Genomic DNA, 18,336 nt, shown 5'->3' with positions numbered 1-18,336 from the left:
TTTAAGTTTGGGCTTTAAATATCAAAAATGAAATTCAGGAACCTTTTTTTAATTTTATTGTTAACTATCGCTTTTCAGGTAAAAGCACAGCAACCAACTTTATTGCCACAATTCACCTTTTACAAACTGGATGGAAAAGCATTTTCAAACAATGATATCAAGCAAGGAAAAAAGAACCTCTTTATCTTGTTTGATTGTACCTGTGAGCACTGTCAGCGGGAAAGCAAAATCCTGAATACCAATTACGCCAAATTTAAAGACGTTAATATTTACATGATTACCATGGATGAGGGCTACATTATCCCTCAGTTTTTCAATTCGTACGCCAAAGGTTTAAATGCCAAACCTAATGTAACGGTATTACAGGATAAGAAACGCATGTTTATTCCAACCTTTTTGCCAAAACAATACCCGTCTATGTACCTGTATTCTTCAACTGGGAAATTGCTGATGTACCAGTCGGGAGATGGCGGCATCAAAAAGCTAATGGCAGTAGTTGGTAAATAATCTTATTTTTAAACCACAAATTACCCAGATAAACACGGATTTGATGCTGTGTGAATCATTTTATCTGTGGTAAACGATTACCTGATAATTAATACAGGAATATTTACCTTATGCCTTACCGAATCAACGGTGGTACCAAAAATAAGGTCTTTTAAGCCTTTATGTCCATGTGCACCCATTACCAATAGTTCCATTTCATTTTTGTTGCTGATATCGGCTATGGCTTTACCGGTATTTCCAAAACCAATAAAGGGTGTAGAATCATATCCAAGATCTTCAAGATTGACCCTGTATTTCTCCAGGTTGGCTGCATCACTCTGTGTTTCATGATCCATTACATCATTACCATGATAACGGGCAGCAGCAGTTTCTACAACATGGATCAGGTAATAGTGTGCATCTTTGCCACCTTGAATTAAAGCATGCCGGATGGTATTTCTATCGTTTTTAGAAAAATCTACCGCAATTCCAATGCGTTTATAGCTGATCTTATCTATTTTACCAATATCTAAAGCATTCCCGTGCGGTACAAGTTGTTTTGAGGCATTCTTTTTCTTCTCTAATAAAGGATGGAAGAAAACATAAAGCAAGAGTAAAACGACTAAAATTAATGCTGGTATTACAATCACATAAATCCACCAGTTATTGGCCTCTTTTGCCCAGCCACCTATTTCTTCAATAACAAGTTTTACGTTCAATGCGATAATAGCTAAAGCGCTTGCCCATGCCAATACCTTAACCCATGGTTTAATTGCAAAATCTTTCATCAGTTTTTTATCTGATGTGAAATGAATTAACGGAATAATGGCAAAACCCAATTGCAAACTTAATACCACCTGACTCAACACTAGCAAGCCACCAAGTGCATTTTCTCCGTAATGTAATATGGTGAAAAATGCCGGGATAATAGCCAGGAGGCGTGTAATCAAACGTCGTAACCAGGGTTGTATTCTTAAGTTAATGTGGCCTTCCATAATAATCTGTCCTGCTAAAGTTCCCGTAACGGTAGAGCTTTGCCCGGCGGCGATTAGCGCTATAGCAAATAGGGTTGGGGCTACATTGCCAAAAATATTGGAAAGGAGTTTATGCGCATCCTGAATTTCAGCCACTTCATGTAAGCCATTTTTATAAAAGGCAGCTGCAGCAAGTATCAATATGGCAGCATTAACAAAAAAAGCAAGGTTTAATGCAACGGTTGTATCAATGAGGTTGAATTTTAAGGCCTCTTTAATGCCTTTGTTGCTACGTTCAATCTTTCTGGTTTGTACTAAAGATGAATGTAGATACAGGTTATGCGGCATTACCGTTGCACCAATAATCCCGATGGCAATATAAAGTGCATCACCATTTAGTATAGAAGGTTCGAAACCTCGGGCTACTTCTTTAAGTGAGGGTTCTACAATAAACATTTCAACCAGAAAGGAAATCCCGACAATAAAAACCATCGAAACAATAAAGCCTTCCATGGCCCGCATGCCTTTATTAAGTAAAAAGAGGAGTAAAATGGTGTCGAAAATGGTAATGGAAATCCCCCAGATTAAGGGTAATCCAAAAAGCAGCTGTAAGCCTATGGCCATCCCGATAATTTCTGCTAAATCGCAAGCGATGATGGCCGTTTGTGCCAAGGCAAATAACGGGATATTGGCCCAACGCGGATAAGCTTGTTTAGAGGCCTGTGCTAAATCCAGTCCCCTTACTATGCCCAAACGTGCACTTAACGATTGTAAGAGTAGGGCAATGAGGTTCGACATCAGTAAAACCCAAATTAACTGGTAGCCGAATTTACTACCTCCTGCTAAATCAGTTGCCCAGTTACCCGGATCCATGTAGCCAACACTAATTAAATAAGCGGGACCAATGAAAGCCAGAATTCTCTTCCAGCCTTTTCTTTTATCCGTATTTACACTTTGATGTACTTCACTTAACGATTCAGTTTTTGCCATTGCTGCTGATTAAAATATGTTTTGCAACTTCTCTACTAATATTAACTTGTTTATCGGATAACATGATTTCTACTGAACCATCAAAATCGGTAACATCACTGATCTGGATTTGTTTGCCCAGGGTAAGGCCTAATTTTTCTAAATGTTTTAAAAATGCCGAGCTGTGTTGGGTAACGCCGGTAATGGTACCACGATCGCCTATTTTTAGTTCGATTAATTTTATAAACTGGGTTTTGGCAAATCTTCCGTTTTTATCAGGAATGGGGTCGCCATGCGGATCAGCTTTCGGGAAACCTAAAAACTCATCTAACCTTTCAATCAGCTCGATTGATTTAATATGCTCCAGCTCTTCCGCAACATCATGTACCTCATCCCATTTAAAGTTTAGTTTGTCCACCAAAAAAACTTCCCATAATCTATGTTTACGTACAATATCGATCGCCGTATTTTTTCCGGTTTCGGTTAAAGTAACCCCCTGGTATTTAATATAATCAACTAAGCCTTTGTCGGCTAATTTTTTAATCATGTCGGTAACCGATGCCGGTTTGGTTTGCATTTGCTCTGCTATGGCATTGGTTTGAACGTTTGTGGTTTTCTCCGCAAGGTGATAAATAGTCTTTAGATAGTTCTCTTCCGTGTAACTTTGCATTTATGTTTATCTAATTTTATTTTTAGGTAAATCTAAAAATTTTTATTTAAAATATATATGATAAATTATGTTAAAATTTAGAATATAATTTGGTTATGTTTGTATTCTCAAATACCTTTAACACCATATGGCATCTGAATTAGATAAAATTGACTTTAAAATTTTAAGAATTCTTCAAGAAAACGGAAGAATTACCAACTTGCTTTTATCGCAGGAAATTGGTTTATCACCGGCACCAACTTTAGAACGTGTGCGCAAGCTTGAAATGGCAGGATATATTAAAAGTTATCATGCATTGGTAGATGAAGAAAAACTAGGTTTAGGTATCAAAACCTTTATTCAGATTCAACTCGATTTTCATAAAAATAATACCATCCAGATCTTTTTGGATGAAGTAAATCAAATTAAAGAAATCACAGAGTGTCACCATGTTACTGGTCAGGCCGATTTTTTGCTAAAGGTTTATGTAAAAGACATTAAAGCGTACGAACGTTTAATTATGGATAAAATCAGTAAGATTTCTGTGGTTAAAACTTTCCAAACGATGATGATCATGTCGACCACAAAGAAAGAACCGATTGTGCCTTTGGAGTATTAAACCCAAATCCTTGAAAGAGACTTTAAACACAATCGATTTCGCGATTCCGATTTTTGATTAAAATGTTTTTTGCCTGGAGCTAATTAGAACGGTCGTCATCTTGACTGTAGCGTAGTCTTGAACTTTTTGTAGAAAGATCTAAATAGATTTAGCTTCGCTGAGCACTACGTGGTTCTCGACTGCGTTGCACTTCGCTCGAAATGACGATTTTTTTATATAAATCCGTCACCCTGAATTTATTTCAGGGTCTTTATATCAAGAAAGATGCTGAAATGAATTCAGCATGACGATACGATATTCAATATTACGCTATTAATAATTCCTGAAATTTCCTCAGCATTTTGATAAACCATAAAATGGGTACCATTTTCGATGATAAAATCTGGTTGTGCTGTTTTAGCATATAAAATTTTATCGTTGGTGCCGTGAATATGGTAAATTCCATTTGGTTTAATTGTATTCCTCCAGCTTAAAATACTCCCGATGGCCCATTTCAAAAAATGAGGATCAGTGTCTTTTATAATTTTGCTTAGCAAAGTTTTCTCATTGCTCGATCGCGTACCGAAGTAGTAATGCTGAGTAAGTTTATTTGAAGATTTTAAGAGTTTTGCAGGGATAAGCTTCAATAAGCCTAACTGGCCTGCAAAACGATAAAGTGTTGGCAACTGGGCTGCTAACATGGTGCTCGATATTATTATTGTTGTTACGGGCTTTAATATTTTAGCAATTTCTACTGCAATCATCCCACCAAAAGAAACACCTACCAAGGCAAAAGGCTGGCTTAAGTCTATAACGCTACTTAGTCGTTGAGCATATGAAGCTAATGATTCGTCTTTATTTGGGGTTATCCAATTTACATGAATGATATTGATCTTTTCATCCAGCTTTAGCTTAGAAAAAATTCTTTTATCGGCACCTAAACCGCTGATAAAATAAGTGTTCATCAGGCCGGTAAGTTCCAGTCGATAGGTGTTAAATTGTTCTGTACTAAAAGCTGATTTGCTTTGGAAAAATGTTTCGATCCGAAGAAACCATTGTAAGCCGAAAAAGGCGATGGATGGGCAGCGGTAAGCACATAATGTTTTTTCTGATCGATTAAAGCCGCTTTTTGCTGTGCATATTTACCCCATAACAGAAATACGATATGTTCGCGTTTTTGAGATAAAGCCTTAATAATTTCATCAGTAAAAATTTCCCAGCCGCGGTTTTGATGCGAGCCTGCTTCTGAAGCACGAACGGTTAAAGTAGCGTTTAACAATAATACGCCTTGCTCTGCCCAGTGTGTTAAATGCCCGTGGTTTGGTGTTTTAAAACCTTCAATATCCGTTTCCAGCTCCTTATAAATGTTTTTTAGTGATGGCGGAACCGCAACACCGCGTTGCACTGAAAAGGATAGGCCGTGTGCCTGGCCAACACCATGATAGGGATCCTGACCTAAAATGACAACCTTTACCTTGTCAAATGGTGTGGTGTTTAATGCATTGAAAATATCAGTGCCTTTTGGATAAACCATTGCACCATTGTTTTTTTCCTCCTGTAAAAAAGACTTAATGCTTTTCATGTAGTCTTTTTCAAATTCTTCTTCTAAAACGGCTAACCAACCTGGTTCTAATGCTGCAGACATGTTTTTTGATGTAAGATGTGTGATGTAATATGGTTGATGGTTTAATAATTTATGGGCAATGGTTGGTGTCAGTCAGGTGATAGGCTATTATTCATCAACCATTAAACGATGATCCCGTAAGTATTAAGCCCTCAGGTTCTGAACTCCTAGGCTATCAACTATGGACCATTAAACTATGAACCAAAATTATCTCAAAAAGTTTAAGATTTTTTCTTGTAAATAGCTAACAAATCACCTTCAAGGGTTGTTTTCGCACCCTCTATAATTCTCCCCAGTTCTTTTCCTTTTTTATCCAAAACAATAAAAGTTGGTACCCTAACAATATCCAGACCATCTATAATACCGTTTTCAGCTTTTTTATTTCCGTCAACCGCAATAATTTCTACGTTTTTCTCTTTAAAGTGTAAGGCGTCTAAAATTTTAAAAAAGTTTGGAACGTTTGCTTTACTGTCGCCACACCAGGTGCCTAAAACAATTTTGATTTTTTCGTTTTTAACCAGTTTTTTCAGTTCAATCAGGGTAGCTGCATCCGGTACATATGCTGCGTAAAGTGGATCGTACATTTCTTTGAACTCAGGAAAGGTTGTAATGCCCTCACGTGTACAAGTATTAATTAATATGTCTTTGTTGTGGACTTGATCGTGTATTTTTTTATTAACATCTTGTGCAGAAACATTCATTGCAAGTACGATTAGGGTTATAGATAAGAGGATTTTCATATTTACGAGATGGTTTTTTTGAGCTTTTAAATTTTTAATGAAATTATTGTTTTAAAATCTAATTTCTGCCATTTAAACACGATATTTGCAAAAAAAAATAATTAGAATAAAATTTATGCCAAATATTATCAGATTAATTGCGGGGTTTGCTTTACTGGGTGGCGCAGTAGCTTTGTTTATTTTCGGTTTCTGGCCATGGGGCATTGTTGCCATTTTACTGGGGATAATTGTACTGGTAACTTATTTCTTTAATGAAAACATGCTTTTAGCACAATGGTTCCTTAGAAAAGATAACATGCCTAAAGCAAAAATGTTTTTAGACCGTATTACGAATTACGAAACGCAGTTGATTAAAGTTCAACATGGTTATTATAACTTATTAATCGGGTTAATTGAAAGCAGAACAGCGCCGATGCAGAGTGAGAAATATTTCAAAAAATCGCTTGCATTAGGTATGCAGATGGATCATAACATTGCTTTGGCAAAATTAAGTTTAGCAGGTATTGCAATGGCTAAACGTAACAAACGCGAAGCAACCATGTATCTTGCTGAAGCGAAAAAAGCAGATAAAAATAAATTACTGGCCGATCAGATTAAACAAATGAAAGATCAGATGGGCATGATGGATAAGCAACAGCAAGTTCGTTACAGATAATAATCGATTACATCGTGTATAGAGCCATTTCAGATTTGAGATGGCTTTTTTGTTTTATTTAGTTTTGTGTGGTCTTTTTTGATTTGAAAACGGAAGGGTTGTATTTCTTCGGGAGCGGCAGTCCTGCTATCCGCTTTACGCCTCCCGACGAAGAACGGGATCGTGTTCGCTACTATCAGGTTTATAATGAAGAGGCTGTGCATAAAAAGCTTGGTGTTCAAAATATAAATCATTCTGAACAATAAAATTCGTCATTGCGATGAGGCTTTTTCAGGCGAGGAAGCAATCTTACTACTATGGGTTAGCGATTGTTATAAGATTGCTTTCCTGAAAAGTCGGAGCAGGCTGTCGTACCTCCATGACGAATTCTCTTACAAAGGGTCCCTTCCGATAAATCTTTCTTCACCCAACAGAAAACCGATTGCCTTTTTAACATTTTTCTCTACTGATTCTTCCGTTTTAAGGTTGGCGATGTAACGTATAATTTCTTTTTGCAAATAGGGTGCAAGGCCATCAAATATCGCTTTAGCCGCTTTACTTTCCGCCAGAGCTTCTTCCAGTTTCGGGTGCATGGTTATTGAACGCACTTCAGTATCAAATGCTATTTCGAAGATTGCGCTATCTCCAACATCTTTGTCTGCTGCTTTTCGCATTGGCGTATTCAGGTACAAACGCCAGTCGCCGGCGTACTTTACCAGGGTTTGCTTAAACTCATGCCCATCAATTTTCATGGTAACCGGCAGCTGACCTTTGTCTTTCCCGGCCTGATGAAAAACATAGTTTAATACTTCTTCCGGTACAAATACAAAAGGATTAATGCCTATAATTTTAATTTCAGCTTTAAATGGTTGCGGTTTTTTGATATTCATTGATTAAAGATATTGCCTTTCATTAAAAAATCCATAACTACAGATCAATAAATCTATTCTATGTGGCTGTGCTAAACACTCATCGCTGAGCGCCTTTCGCTTTCCGCTCTCCGCCGTCCGCTTTCCGCAAAAACTCAAAACCAAATTCTACTTTCCATTGTAGTTAATATAAAATCTTAATCCTATGGCAACATCACAAGAAGGGAGTACCAATAATACTCAGGAAGAAAATAATATTAAAGATTTGGACGGTAAAGCAGCCATCGAAAAGCTGAGAACTTTAGCTGAAAAGGCTGAAAGCTGTTTTTTCTGTACCAATATTAAAACAGGCATACCTTTATCGGTAAGACCAATGGCTATTCAACAGGTTGATGATGAAGGGAATATCTGGTTTATGAGTATGAAAGACAGTCATAAAAATGAAGAGATTTCTACTGATCCTTTTACACATTTATTGTTCCAGGCTGGAGCACATTCGGGTTTTGTAAATATTTATGGCATTTCGGAAATCAGCAGGGATCAGGCCAAAATTGATGAACTTTGGAGTCCGTTTATTAAAACCTGGTTTCAGGGCGGGAAAGACGATCCGGATATTACCTTGATTAAGGTTATCCCTTCGGAGGGATATTACTGGGATACCAAACACGGCACTGCAGTAGCATTCTTAAAAATGGCAGCGTCGGTAATTACAGGAAAAACAATGGATGATTCTGTAGAGGGAACTTTGGAGGTAGATTAATCAGGGTAACTGTATAAATTGCTTAACTGGTTAATTGTCTAAAGCGGTTAGCCGGTTAACCGTTAAATTAACTGCTAACTGGAAATTGCCAACTGAAAAGAGACTATTTATCTCCTAAATAATCGAATCCTTCTAATTCTTCTCTTTGGGCTCTTTTGCTTAAGATATCTTCTTCTTCGGCTTGTACTCTTGAGAAAAATAAAGCTTCGGCTTGGATTCTTTTAATTAATTGGCGTACCAGCGTTAAATCAAAAGCATCTTTGCTTAATTTAATGCAGTATTCTCTCTCGTTGATTTCTAAACTTGACGTATTCATATCGCAATGATTTTTAATTATCGATTGCTGTAAATATAGAAAAGGCTTGCTAAACAATTGTTAGCAAGCCTTTTAAGTTTATGTTATGTTTTTGTTAAAATCAAATCCGTAATTCCCTTTTTGGGGCTCCGATTCGACTATTTATGCGATAGGAATAAACCATCATCCGTTTTGGCAACTTTCAGGATTCCTTTTGCGGTTAAAGCTTTTAAGGTTGTATCCCATTTTTTGTTACTCCAATCGGCCAGTTTGCCTTTTACTTCGGTTAACAAAGCTTGTTCGCCTTCCGAAACCAGTGCATATAATGCTGTTTCTTCTGGTGTCATTTCTATTTTCTTTTTCTCCGGACGCATCTGCGGGAAAAATAAAACTTCCTGAATGGTGCTTTGGTTGGTCATTAACATCACCAAGCGGTCAATACCTATGCCTAAGCCTGAAGTTGGCGGCATGCCATATTCCAGCGCACGAACAAAATCATCATCCATCGCCATCGCCTCGTCATCTCCGCGGGCAGCTAATTTTAACTGATCTTCTAAACGCTCTTTTTGATCGATAGGATCGTTTAATTCTGAATAAGCATTCGCAATCTCTTTACCGTTAACAAATAACTCAAAACGTTCTACCAGGCCTTCAGCAGTACGGTGCTTTTTAGCCAATGGCGTCATTTCGATAGGGTAGTCGGTAATGTAGGTTGGCTGGATTAAATTCGCTTCAACTTTAGCCCCGAAAATTTCATCAATTAATTTTCCACGGCCCATTGTATCATCTATTTCGATACCTAAATCTTTACAGGTTTGGGCAATTTCTTCTTCAGTCATCGCCGAAACATCAATTCCTGTATATTTTTGAATAGACTCGTACATGGTTAGTTTTTCATACGGTCCTTCAAAATTAATTTCGTTAGCACCCACTTTAACTACACTTGCACCCGTTGTGGCAATCGCTACTTTTTCTAAACATTCTTCAACCATAGCCATCATCCAGATATAATCTTTGTAGGCCACGTAAATTTCCATTGAAGTAAATTCAGGGTTATGCGTACGGTCCATTCCTTCATTACGGAACATTTTACCGAATTCATATACACCATCAAAACCGGCAACGATTAATCTTTTTAAATATAGCTCGTTTGCAATACGCAAATAAAGCGGCATATCTAAAGTATTGTGGTGTGTGGCAAAAGGACGCGCGGCAGCACCACCATGGATAGGCTGCAGGATAGGGGTTTCCACTTCCATCCAACCCTGGTTGTCAAAATAGTTGCGCATGGTGTTAATCACCTTGCTGCGTTTGATGAAGATCTGTTTAAAATCAGGGTTTACTGTTAAATCAACGTAACGCATGCGGTAACGTAATTCCGGATTGGTAAATCCATCGTAAACATTACCTTCATCATCGCGTTTAACGATTGGTAAAGGACGTAGTGATTTAGAAAGCACCTTAAATTCGGTAACATGCACAGAAATTTCTCCTGTTTGTGTCGTGAATACGTATCCTTTAACCCCGATGAAATCGCCGATATCTAAAAGTTTTTTAAATACGGTATTGTATAAGGTTTTATCATCACCAGGACAAAGTTCATCGCGTTTTAAGTAGATCTGAATTCTGCCGGTAGAATCCTGTAACTCCGTAAAAGAGGCCGCACCCATAATATTACGGCTCATAATTCTACCTGCTAATACTACCGTCTTGTATGCTGTCTTATCTACTTCATAATTAGCTAATATATCTGCAGCATATGCATTTACTTCATATGCTTCTGCAGGATAAGGCTCAATGCCTAACGCACGTAATTGTTTTAGCGACTCACGTCGTAATACTTCTTGTTCTGATAATCCTATACTCATTTCAGGTATTTTTTGCAAAAGTAATGCTTTTGCATTTTTTGTTATTGTTAAATTTTGGTGCTTTAATGAAAAAGAAATAATTAGCTGATTAAATTTTGAATTAATATTGGAAAAAATTCAATTTTCAGTACCAATTAGCTATCCATATAAAACCGATGGTTGCAAAGATAAGAAAGCTATTGTAATTACTAAATGCTTTATTCGATATAACATCGCATTTTAGGCTGTTAAAATCCCATGAAATAAAAAGATGGATTATCAAACTTTAACCGTAATACTTATTCCATATCAACTAAAGGGTCCCAGAATACCTTTTTAAGGTTTTGAACTTTCAGGTTTTTAATTTGAACGCCTTCATTTTCGAGAAGTTCCTGTCTTTTAGCTGTTGATGATGGATCACCGCTGAGCAAGCCATTGCTACTGATTACCCTATAATAAGGCACCGGAGTTTGTGCTGCACCACAAGCGCCTATGGCTCTGGCCACCATTCTCGATAGGTTAGGCGCACCAATAGCTTTTGCAATTGCACCATATGAAGTGACCCTACCTTTGGGTATTTCTCTGGTTAAATCCCAAACCTGCTCAAAAAATAAATCGTGTTTCATCGTTTTCAGGCAAATGATACATAAAGCTATTAAATATATCAGACACTAATAATCAATAACAATCCTAAATTGTAAAGAATTAGCTATTCAACAGTCAAATAAACTTACTTGGCCAAAGAAAACTTCTTGTATTTTGCCTGATGATATAAGTCCCCAAAATCACACTGGCTATAAAAAGGATGAAGAGGTTATGATCTATGGGGCAGTCTACAACAGCCGTAATGGTCACATTTTGTCCGGTGGTTACCCCATCTACAGTACATCCGCCCGGATAAGGAGTGCTGGCAGATATGGTGACTTCGCAAGAGTTGCCTCCAATAATATAATTGGTTAACGTGCTATAATGCCTGGATTGCGTTCCATCGGTGGAAGAATAGTCTGTAAAAACCCTTTCAGCACCTGAGTAAAAAACCTTGCATCCATAAGGGAAATCATCTGCGGAATGTGCTTTTTTTGAAAATAGTAATCCAAGAAGCATTAAAAATGCAGTTAAACATAGGGGACGACGAGACATAATGTAATACAGTATTGGCTTATAAATGAACGATTAGCTGCTGCGTTAAAAAATATTACTTATGATGTAAGGTTTGATAGCCTAACAATATTCGATACAGGAATGTTTTATGAAATTTTTATTTTTTTTTAAATATTGAGCCATCCATGGTAAATGAGGAAAACCATTACAATTTTATGAATAAGTGATATGAATTTAGTGTTTTACAGATGTTATATTTGTTTGGAGATGAATTAGCCATTTTAAAAAACTATGCCCGATATAACACAAATTCCACCTTCTAGTTTTGAGTTTTTAAGCTTATTGAAAAATAACAATGAACGCGAATGGTTTAATGAGCATAAAACCGCCTATCAGAAAGAACTGGTTTACATAGAATCTTTTGCGCAGGGTTTATTAGACCTCATGAATACCCATGATGTAATTGAAACACCTTCAGGAAAGAAAAGTTTATACCGGATTTATCGGGATACACGTTTTTCAAATGATAAAACGCCTTACAAAACGCATTGGAGTGGAAGTTTTAAACGGGCTGGCAAACAAAGAAGGGGAGGTTACTATTTCCATATCGAACCCGGTAATAGTTTTGTGGCTGGTGGCTTTTTCGGGCCTTCTCCTCAGGATTTGAAATTGATAAGGGAAAATATAAGTTTTGATGCAGAACCGCTGAGAGCCATATTAAATGATAAAACTTTTATTTCTTCTTTCGAGGCTTTGAAAGGCGAACAATTGAAAACAGCTCCAAAGGGTTTTGACGGAGATCATCAGGATATCGATTTGCTGCGTTATAAACAATTTTTATTAGTTCATCGATTTACTGATCAGGAAGTTTTAAGTAAAGATTACTTGACATATTGTAATCAGGAATTTAAAAACATGCGGCCCTTCTTTGATTATATGAGCGAAATATTAACAACAGACGCAAATGGAATGGACTTGTAATTGATTTTTAAAAACGTTATAACGAAAAAATAAAGGGTCATGATTACCAGATTAGTAATGATGACCCTTTTTTAATTATGATTCGGCTTCTATGCCTTCCTCATACATTTCGTTAATGGCTTCGGCATATTTCTTTTCTACAATACGGCGTTTAACTTTCATGGTAGGGGTAATTTCTCCCTCATCTATATTGAAAGGATTACGTTTGATCTTAAAGTTTTTAATGCGCTCAAATTTGGCCAGTTCGTTTGATATTTTTTTGATATCCTGTTCCATCCAATCCATAATTTCCTGATCGCGTATAAAAGGATCAGCTTCTTCGAAAAACGATGGTTTAAGTTTAAAAGTTTCTTCTAAGGTTTCTCTGTTCGGGATAATGATTGCTGTAATAAATTCACGTTTATCGCCAATTAAAAAAAGCTGATCAATTTTTGGGCTTTTCAGGTAAATGTTTTCTACTGGGGTAGGGTAAACATTTTTGCCGTAAGCATTTACGATCATGTTTTTTAAACGATCTGTAATCTGTAGATTTCCTTTATAAAAACGACCAATATCTCCGGTATGGAACCACATATCTTTATCTATTGCTTCGGCGGTTTCGGCAGGTTTATTAAAATAACCTTTCATCACACAATGACCGCGAACAATAACTTCACCTTCGGCACATTCAAATTCTTCGTTAAAGGTATTGTGCGTTTGAATGCTGAGCATTTCTTTGCTTTCTACGTCTTGTATACCCACTTCAATACCTGGAATCACACGGCCAACCGTGCCATAAACCTGTCTGTGGTATTCGGTAACCGACATCACCGGTGAGGTTTCTGTCAGTCCAAACCCTTCTAATATTTTAATGCCTAAATCGCCGAAAAACTCGCCAACATTTTTAGGTAATGCTGCACCACCCGAAATCATAAACTTTAAACGGCCACCTGTTTTCTCTTTAATTTTACTGAAAACCAGTTTCTCTGCTATTCCTTTTTTAGCCGATAAAATAAAGCCCGGATTTTTGCCGGCCTCTTTTGCTACACGGTATTTATTGCCTGTTTCTAAGGCCCAGGTAAATATTTTGGCTTTTGTACCTCCACCTGCAGTTCCTCCTTTTATGGCTTTATCGTGTATACGTTCCAATAAACGCGGCACACAGCTCATTACCGTTGGACGAACTTCACCCATATTTTTGGCTAATAATTCTAAACTCTGTGCGAAGGCAATTTTACAGCCTTGGGCACAGCAAACATGGTAAGTGGCTGTTCGCTCGAATACATGCGATAAGGGTAAAAAAGAAAGAAAAGTTTCTGTTTGATCAATCACAGGGATCTGTTGTAAACAAACTTCCACATTCTTAACAAAGTTGTAATGGGTAAGCATTACGCCTTTTGGCGTTCCTGTTGTTCCCGAAGTATAAATTAAAGAAGAAACATCTTCAGGTAAAACTAAACTTCTGCATTGATCAATTTCGGCTCTTTCTGCTGCCGTAACCTGATGTTTAAGCGCCAGGATATCTGAAAAAGCAATTACTTCTACCTGTACATCTTTAGGAATAACAACTTTTTCGAAATCTTTAAAAGCCGGGATAATATATTTTAACTGTTTACAATTGGCTGCTACCTTTAATACTTTACGGTATAAAAAGTTGTTCCCAACAAGAATGGCTTTTATACCCGAATCGTTAATAATGTAGGCTACTTCCTGTTCAGAAAGCGTAGGGTAAATAGATACGTTAATTACTCCAATTTGCTGAATACCCTGATCATAATATACGTACTCAGGAGAATTCTCAATCATTAAGCCTAAACGATCGCCCTTTTTTATTCCTTTTTCCAGGAAGAAGGCAGAAACAGCATCGGCTCTTTTTAAGGTATCTTCATAAGAAATTTCAGTCCATTCTGCACCTTGTTTATGGATTAAAAAGGTTTCCTGAGGTTTGTGGATGTTTTTAACAACATTCCGCAATAAGGTAGGAACAGTTGAAAACTCGTTTATTAATGGCATGCTCGTAATTTGGTTTCGCTAATTATAATTAACAATTATAAGGCTTTTTGGTTTAAAAATACAAATTGGCTTTTAAGTAGTTTTAAGGCGGTATTGATTTCAATGGGACCAACTTCGATGTCGTCATTTCGAGCGGAGCGCAACGAAGTCGAGAACTACGAATTACTCAGCGTTGCTAAATCTATCGGGATAGATCTCTCCGTTACAAGCGTTTCGGTCGAGATGATGTATCCTGTGAAAAACAAACCTCTTGAAACGCAAAAAAGGTTCCATAAATGAAACCTTTTTTTATAAGTTGTATCGACTCGATTAAACTGAAAAACTTTCGCCACAGCCACAGCTACGGCTGGCATTTGGGTTTATAAAGTTGAAACCTTTTCCATTTAAGCCATCGGTGAAATCGAGTTCAGTTCCGGCCAAATAAAGGAATGATTTCATATCCAAAGCAATTTTGATTCCTCTGTCTTCAAAAAACTGATCGCCTTTTTGTTCTTCGTTATCAAAATCTAAATTGTATGATAAACCCGAGCAACCACCACCTTTTACTGAAACACGTAAAAAGTAATCAGAACCCATTTCCGAATCCTGCATTAAGTGGGTGATTTTTTCTTTTGCTTTATCTGTTATCGTAATCATAATATTAAGATTTGAGATTTGAGAGCTTAGATTTGAGACCTAATTGAGCGCTGAATCTCAAATCTCATATCTATTTTCTCACATCTGTTCTAGTGGTGCGATTTTTCTAATACAATTGCCTCTAAGCCATTTTTAACGCGGTAATCGTTAATAGCCGATTTAATTGCATCTTCTGCTAAAACTGAGCAGTGAATTTTTACTGGAGGTAAAGCCAATTCTTCAACAATATCCATGTTGTCGATAGATAAAGCCTCGTCAATTGTTTTTCCTTTTAACCATTCTGTAGCTAAAGAAGAAGAAGCAATAGCCGAACCACAACCAAATGTTTTAAATTTAGCATCAGTGATGACGTTATCTTCTCCAACTTCAATTTGTAAACGCATTACGTCGCCACACTCAGGTGCACCAACTAGTCCTGTTCCTACAAATTTGCTGTCTTTATTTAAAGTACCTACGTTACGTGGGTTATTGTAATGGTCAATTACTTTTTCTGAATATGCCATGATTTTATTTTTTTAATCTCCTTACGGAGCAATTTTTTTAATTAATTTTCAGTTTGGCGATTTGCGTAAAGCGTTTGGCGATTAGCCTTCTACCTTAAGCCTTTCAGCCCTCTACCTTTCTTAGTGTTCTGCCCACTCAATTTTACTCAAGTCGATTCCTTCTTTAAACATTTCCCAAAGTGGAGAAAGTTCTCTTAAGTGATTAACCGCTTTTTGAGTTACTTCAATGGCCTGATCAATTTCTGCTTCTGTCGTAAACCTTCCTAAACCATAACGGATAGAAGAGTGTGCCAAATCATCAGATAAACCTAAGCTTTTTAAAACATATGATGGTTCTAAAGATGCTGAAGTACAAGCCGATCCTGAAGATACCGCTAAATCACTCATCGCCATCATTAAACCTTCACCTTCAACATATTTGAAAGAGATATTGGCTACGTGTGGTAAACGGTGTTGTGTATTCCCATTAACATAACTCTCTTCCATTTTGTTCAAAGTAGTTTCTAACTTATCACGTAAAGCTGATAAACGCACTGATTCGCTTTCCATTTCTAAACGACAAAGTTCACAGGCTTTACCTAAACCTACAATACCCGGAACGTTTAACGTACCCGAACGCATTCCACGCTCATGGCCACCACCGTCCATTTGTGCCGTAACTTTAACCCTTGGGTTTTTACGACGAACGTAAAGTACCCCAACACCTTTCGGACCATACATTTTATGTGCCGAGAAAGCCATTAAGTCAATACCATCAGCATTTACATCAACTGGGATTTTACCAACTGCCTGTGTAGCATCAGTCATAAATAAAGCACCATGTTTGTGCGCAATTGCTGCAATTTCTTTAACGGGTTGAATTACACCGATTTCGTTGTTGCCATACATAATCGAAACTAAAATCGTTTCAGGAGTCATGGCAGCTTCTAATTCAGCTAAATCAATTAAACCGTCTTCTTTAACGCCTAAATAAGTTACACGTGCACCGTTTTTCTCCAGGTGTTTGCAAGTATCTAAAACCGCTTTATGTTCAGTAACCGCAGTAATAATGTGGTTTCCTTTTTCTTTGTACATTTCAAATACACCTTTAATAGCCAGGTTATCGGCTTCGGTAGCACCTGATGTAAAAATAATTTCTTTTTCAGTACAGCCGATTAGTTTGGCTACCTGCTCACGGGCATAATCTACACCCTCTTCAGCCACCCAGCCAAACGCGTGATTACGACTTGCGGCATTTCCAAATTTCTCTGTAAAGTAAGGTAGCATTGCTTCCAACACCCTCGGATCTAACGGGGTTGTAGCATTATTATCTAAATATATCGGCTGTTTCATCTCTATTCTGTTAATTATAACACAAAGATACGAAAAAACTTATTTAACAATTATAAATAATAGCTATGACCTTATAGAGAAAAGCCGCATTTTTACATTCACATAACCTTATAATCTATGAATAAGATAGAACACATCGGCATCGCGGTAAAAGACCTTAACAGTTCTATAGCTATTTATCAGAAACTATTGAACACCGATTGCTATAAAACAGAGCAAGTTGCATCCGAATTTGTAAATACGGCTTTCTTTAAAACCGGCGAAAATAAGGTAGAACTGCTGCAGGCCACGGCTCCAGATAGTGCAATTGCTAAATTTATCGAAAAAAAAGGAGAGGGGATTCACCATATCGCTTTTTTGGTTGATGACATCCTTGCAGAAATGGAACGTTTGCATCAAGAAGGATTTGTGCTGCTTAGCGAGTCGCCTAAAAAAGGAGCAGATGATAAAATGGTGTGTTTCGTGCATCCCAAAGATACCAATGGCGTACTGATTGAGATCTGCCAGGAAATTAAGTGGGTATAAGGAGGGAGGATGGAAGAGGTATGATGGGAAATGGCTTAACTCGGGCGTCACCCTGAACCGAGCCTTAGCGAGCTCACCGAAGGTAATTTATTTCAGGGTCTTTTGAAAAAGAATGGTTCCTTATTCCATAGTATCTGTAGTCCTGCTGTACACTTTAGTCCCTCTTTTCAATCGGGAGCTATCGTTTCCATCAGGTTTATTTAACTTTGTGCTGCGGTGCTTGGTGAGGTAGGGAAGTGTATATCAGATAAGCATGCGCTTAATTAAGTGTTCCCGTTGGTTTTAATCAACGGATTTAAAAATATCTATTCAGTGAGCGATATACCATCTGTGATCAAAATCATCAGCAAAGATTTCGATATCGAAAATAATCTTTCCGAAAATCAATTGCGTAATGCCATGGTTGATGCCTTTGCTTATTTAATTGACAACGATTTTCCTAAACTGATCCAGATCTTATATAAGGCAGATGTAGATCAGTATAAACTAAAAGAACTGCTGGAAACCGTAGAAGGCTTAAGCTCCGCTGAAGTAATTGCCGATGCCTATATTGCCCGCCAAAAGGCTAAAGTAGAAACCTGGAAGAAGTATAGTTAGGTTTCGTAATTTGCAATCCTAATAATCGGTGGTAAATTGCATTCTGAAAATTAAAACTGTTTAAAACATATAGAATATTTTGTTTTGATGGCTTGATTTTTAAAAAATAATTTAATACATTTGCATCCTCTAAAATAGAGGTAGAAAGACTAATAGGAAATGTCATAAGCGTTGTTGCCAGCAAATTGCAAGAATGTTCTTGATGCTTTCACACAAATAACTAA

General features: G+C 37.2%; 22 protein-coding genes. 7 read left to right on the top strand and 15 right to left on the bottom strand.

Annotated features, from left to right (window positions below; genetic code table 11):
• Positions 1–27: 27 nt before the first annotated feature.
• Complete coding sequence (locus CA265_10920) at positions 28–507, top strand: hypothetical protein (protein ARS40136.1); 480 nt, start codon at positions 28–30, stop codon at positions 505–507.
• A 77-nt stretch (positions 508–584) separates the two neighbouring features.
• On the opposite strand, the gene CA265_10915 is transcribed toward CA265_10920, so the two are convergent.
• Entirely contained in the window at positions 585–2,450 is a 1,866-nt protein-coding gene (locus CA265_10915; GenBank protein ARS40135.1) for an iron/manganese transporter, read from the bottom strand.
• Complete coding sequence (locus CA265_10910) at positions 2,437–3,099, bottom strand: iron-dependent repressor (protein ID ARS40134.1); 663 nt, start codon at positions 3,097–3,099, stop codon at positions 2,437–2,439. Before CA265_10910 ends, CA265_10915 begins: the two co-directional genes overlap by 14 nt.
• Before the next feature lie 127 nt (positions 3,100–3,226).
• Between CA265_10910 and CA265_10905 the strand changes: the two genes are divergently transcribed.
• Positions 3,227–3,697 carry an AsnC family transcriptional regulator gene (locus CA265_10905; GenBank protein ARS40133.1) on the top strand — a complete coding sequence of 157 codons (471 nt, stop codon included), beginning with the start codon at positions 3,227–3,229 and terminating at the stop codon, positions 3,695–3,697.
• Between the two features lie 278 nt (positions 3,698–3,975).
• Here the strand turns inward: CA265_10905 and CA265_10900 are convergent, their stop codons facing one another.
• The 3 genes from CA265_10900 to CA265_10890 all read right to left on the bottom strand — a co-directional run bounded on the left by CA265_10900 (position 3,976) and on the right by CA265_10890 (position 6,040).
• Entirely contained in the window at positions 3,976–4,641 is a 666-nt protein-coding gene (locus tag CA265_10900; protein ARS40132.1) for a hypothetical protein, read from the bottom strand.
• Positions 4,641–5,321, bottom strand: a complete 681-nt coding sequence (locus tag CA265_10895) for a uracil-DNA glycosylase (protein ARS40131.1) — start codon at positions 5,319–5,321, stop codon at positions 4,641–4,643. The genes CA265_10900 and CA265_10895 overlap by 1 nt, the downstream gene beginning before the upstream one ends.
• Before the next feature lie 200 nt (positions 5,322–5,521).
• The gene (locus tag CA265_10890) at positions 5,522–6,040 is read right to left on the bottom strand and encodes a thiol reductase thioredoxin (GenBank protein ID ARS40130.1); all 519 of its coding nucleotides are present in this window, start codon (positions 6,038–6,040) and stop codon (positions 5,522–5,524) included.
• Positions 6,041–6,155: 115 nt separating this feature from the next.
• Between CA265_10890 and CA265_10885 the strand changes: the two genes are divergently transcribed.
• Positions 6,156–6,695 (top strand): hypothetical protein, encoded by a 540-nt coding sequence (locus CA265_10885; protein ID ARS40129.1) that lies wholly within the window; start codon positions 6,156–6,158, stop codon positions 6,693–6,695.
• 29 nt (positions 6,696–6,724) lie between these two features.
• Here the strand turns inward: CA265_10885 and CA265_10880 are convergent, their stop codons facing one another.
• Positions 6,725–6,928, bottom strand: coding sequence for a hypothetical protein (locus CA265_10880; protein ARS40128.1), 204 nt, complete (start codon positions 6,926–6,928; stop codon positions 6,725–6,727).
• A 138-nt stretch (positions 6,929–7,066) separates the two neighbouring features.
• Positions 7,067–7,564: a hypothetical protein gene (locus CA265_10875; GenBank protein ARS40127.1), complete on the bottom strand. Its 498-nt coding sequence runs from the start codon at positions 7,562–7,564 to the stop codon at positions 7,067–7,069.
• A 184-nt stretch (positions 7,565–7,748) separates the two neighbouring features.
• Here CA265_10875 and CA265_10870 point away from each other — a divergent pair, with 184 nt between their 5' ends.
• Positions 7,749–8,303, top strand: a complete 555-nt coding sequence (locus CA265_10870; protein ARS40126.1) for a general stress protein — start codon at positions 7,749–7,751, stop codon at positions 8,301–8,303.
• Positions 8,304–8,406: 103 nt separating this feature from the next.
• On the opposite strand, the gene CA265_10865 is transcribed toward CA265_10870, so the two are convergent.
• The 4 genes from CA265_10865 to CA265_10850 form a co-directional block, all read right to left on the bottom strand.
• Positions 8,407–8,619, bottom strand: coding sequence for a hypothetical protein (locus CA265_10865; GenBank protein ID ARS40125.1), 213 nt, complete (start codon positions 8,617–8,619; stop codon positions 8,407–8,409).
• A 137-nt stretch (positions 8,620–8,756) separates the two neighbouring features.
• Positions 8,757–10,466: a lysine--tRNA ligase gene (locus CA265_10860; GenBank protein ARS40124.1), complete on the bottom strand. Its 1,710-nt coding sequence runs from the start codon at positions 10,464–10,466 to the stop codon at positions 8,757–8,759.
• 278 nt (positions 10,467–10,744) lie between these two features.
• Positions 10,745–11,071 (bottom strand): hypothetical protein, encoded by a 327-nt coding sequence (locus CA265_10855; GenBank protein ARS40123.1) that lies wholly within the window; start codon positions 11,069–11,071, stop codon positions 10,745–10,747.
• A gap of 94 nt (positions 11,072–11,165) precedes the next feature.
• The gene (locus CA265_10850) at positions 11,166–11,549 is read right to left on the bottom strand and encodes a hypothetical protein (GenBank protein ARS40122.1); all 384 of its coding nucleotides are present in this window, start codon (positions 11,547–11,549) and stop codon (positions 11,166–11,168) included.
• 288 nt (positions 11,550–11,837) lie between these two features.
• On the opposite strand from CA265_10850, the gene CA265_10845 reads away from it, so the two are divergent.
• Complete coding sequence (locus CA265_10845; GenBank protein ARS40121.1) at positions 11,838–12,527, top strand: TIGR02453 family protein; 690 nt, start codon at positions 11,838–11,840, stop codon at positions 12,525–12,527.
• Positions 12,528–12,602: 75 nt separating this feature from the next.
• Here the strand turns inward: CA265_10845 and CA265_10840 are convergent, their stop codons facing one another.
• The 4 genes from CA265_10840 to CA265_10825 all read right to left on the bottom strand — a co-directional run bounded on the left by CA265_10840 (position 12,603) and on the right by CA265_10825 (position 16,990).
• Complete coding sequence (locus CA265_10840) at positions 12,603–14,519, bottom strand: AMP-binding protein (GenBank protein ID ARS40120.1); 1,917 nt, start codon at positions 14,517–14,519, stop codon at positions 12,603–12,605.
• A 309-nt stretch (positions 14,520–14,828) separates the two neighbouring features.
• Entirely contained in the window at positions 14,829–15,155 is a 327-nt protein-coding gene (locus CA265_10835; protein ID ARS40119.1) for an iron-sulfur cluster assembly accessory protein, read from the bottom strand.
• A gap of 89 nt (positions 15,156–15,244) precedes the next feature.
• Positions 15,245–15,658 carry an iron-sulfur cluster scaffold-like protein gene (locus CA265_10830; GenBank protein ID ARS40118.1) on the bottom strand — a complete coding sequence of 138 codons (414 nt, stop codon included), beginning with the start codon at positions 15,656–15,658 and terminating at the stop codon, positions 15,245–15,247.
• A gap of 120 nt (positions 15,659–15,778) precedes the next feature.
• Complete coding sequence (locus tag CA265_10825; GenBank protein ID ARS40117.1) at positions 15,779–16,990, bottom strand: IscS subfamily cysteine desulfurase; 1,212 nt, start codon at positions 16,988–16,990, stop codon at positions 15,779–15,781.
• A 117-nt stretch (positions 16,991–17,107) separates the two neighbouring features.
• On the opposite strand from CA265_10825, the gene CA265_10820 reads away from it, so the two are divergent.
• Both CA265_10820 and CA265_10815 read left to right on the top strand, forming a co-directional pair.
• Positions 17,108–17,515, top strand: a complete 408-nt coding sequence (locus tag CA265_10820; protein ID ARS40116.1) for a methylmalonyl-CoA epimerase — start codon at positions 17,108–17,110, stop codon at positions 17,513–17,515.
• Between the two features lie 312 nt (positions 17,516–17,827).
• Positions 17,828–18,112, top strand: coding sequence for a hypothetical protein (locus tag CA265_10815; GenBank protein ARS42958.1), 285 nt, complete (start codon positions 17,828–17,830; stop codon positions 18,110–18,112).
• The last annotated feature ends 224 nt before the right edge of the window (positions 18,113–18,336 follow it).

The organism is Sphingobacteriaceae bacterium GW460-11-11-14-LB5 (assembly GCA_002151545.1).
Taxonomy (GTDB): Bacteria; Bacteroidota; Bacteroidia; order Sphingobacteriales; family Sphingobacteriaceae; genus Pedobacter.
The sequence above is the reverse complement of the archived record's forward strand: the minus strand, read 5'-3'. Positions and strand labels throughout refer to the sequence as shown.

Excerpts from the sequence above, each read along its gene's own strand:
- CA265_10920 (ARS40136.1), top strand. The coding sequence starts at position 28 with ATGAAATTCAGGAACCTTTTTTTAATTTTATTGTTAACTATCGCTTTT.
- CA265_10915 (ARS40135.1), bottom strand. The coding sequence starts at position 2,450 with ATGGCAAAAACTGAATCGTTAAGTGAAGTACATCAAAGTGTAAATACG.
- CA265_10910 (ARS40134.1), bottom strand. The coding sequence starts at position 3,099 with ATGCAAAGTTACACGGAAGAGAACTATCTAAAGACTATTTATCACCTT.
- CA265_10905 (ARS40133.1), top strand. The coding sequence starts at position 3,227 with ATGGCATCTGAATTAGATAAAATTGACTTTAAAATTTTAAGAATTCTT.
- CA265_10900 (ARS40132.1), bottom strand. The coding sequence starts at position 4,641 with ATGAACACTTATTTTATCAGCGGTTTAGGTGCCGATAAAAGAATTTTT.
- CA265_10895 (ARS40131.1), bottom strand. The coding sequence starts at position 5,321 with ATGTCTGCAGCATTAGAACCAGGTTGGTTAGCCGTTTTAGAAGAAGAA.
- CA265_10890 (ARS40130.1), bottom strand. The coding sequence starts at position 6,040 with ATGAAAATCCTCTTATCTATAACCCTAATCGTACTTGCAATGAATGTT.
- CA265_10885 (ARS40129.1), top strand. The coding sequence starts at position 6,156 with ATGCCAAATATTATCAGATTAATTGCGGGGTTTGCTTTACTGGGTGGC.
- CA265_10880 (ARS40128.1), bottom strand. The coding sequence starts at position 6,928 with ATGATTTATATTTTGAACACCAAGCTTTTTATGCACAGCCTCTTCATT.
- CA265_10875 (ARS40127.1), bottom strand. The coding sequence starts at position 7,564 with ATGAATATCAAAAAACCGCAACCATTTAAAGCTGAAATTAAAATTATA.
- CA265_10870 (ARS40126.1), top strand. The coding sequence starts at position 7,749 with ATGGCAACATCACAAGAAGGGAGTACCAATAATACTCAGGAAGAAAAT.
- CA265_10865 (ARS40125.1), bottom strand. The coding sequence starts at position 8,619 with ATGAATACGTCAAGTTTAGAAATCAACGAGAGAGAATACTGCATTAAA.
- CA265_10860 (ARS40124.1), bottom strand. The coding sequence starts at position 10,466 with ATGAGTATAGGATTATCAGAACAAGAAGTATTACGACGTGAGTCGCTA.
- CA265_10855 (ARS40123.1), bottom strand. The coding sequence starts at position 11,071 with ATGAAACACGATTTATTTTTTGAGCAGGTTTGGGATTTAACCAGAGAA.
- CA265_10850 (ARS40122.1), bottom strand. The coding sequence starts at position 11,549 with ATGCTTCTTGGATTACTATTTTCAAAAAAAGCACATTCCGCAGATGAT.
- CA265_10845 (ARS40121.1), top strand. The coding sequence starts at position 11,838 with ATGCCCGATATAACACAAATTCCACCTTCTAGTTTTGAGTTTTTAAGC.
- CA265_10840 (ARS40120.1), bottom strand. The coding sequence starts at position 14,519 with ATGCCATTAATAAACGAGTTTTCAACTGTTCCTACCTTATTGCGGAAT.
- CA265_10835 (ARS40119.1), bottom strand. The coding sequence starts at position 15,155 with ATGATTACGATAACAGATAAAGCAAAAGAAAAAATCACCCACTTAATG.
- CA265_10830 (ARS40118.1), bottom strand. The coding sequence starts at position 15,658 with ATGGCATATTCAGAAAAAGTAATTGACCATTACAATAACCCACGTAAC.
- CA265_10825 (ARS40117.1), bottom strand. The coding sequence starts at position 16,990 with ATGAAACAGCCGATATATTTAGATAATAATGCTACAACCCCGTTAGAT.
- CA265_10820 (ARS40116.1), top strand. The coding sequence starts at position 17,108 with ATGAATAAGATAGAACACATCGGCATCGCGGTAAAAGACCTTAACAGT.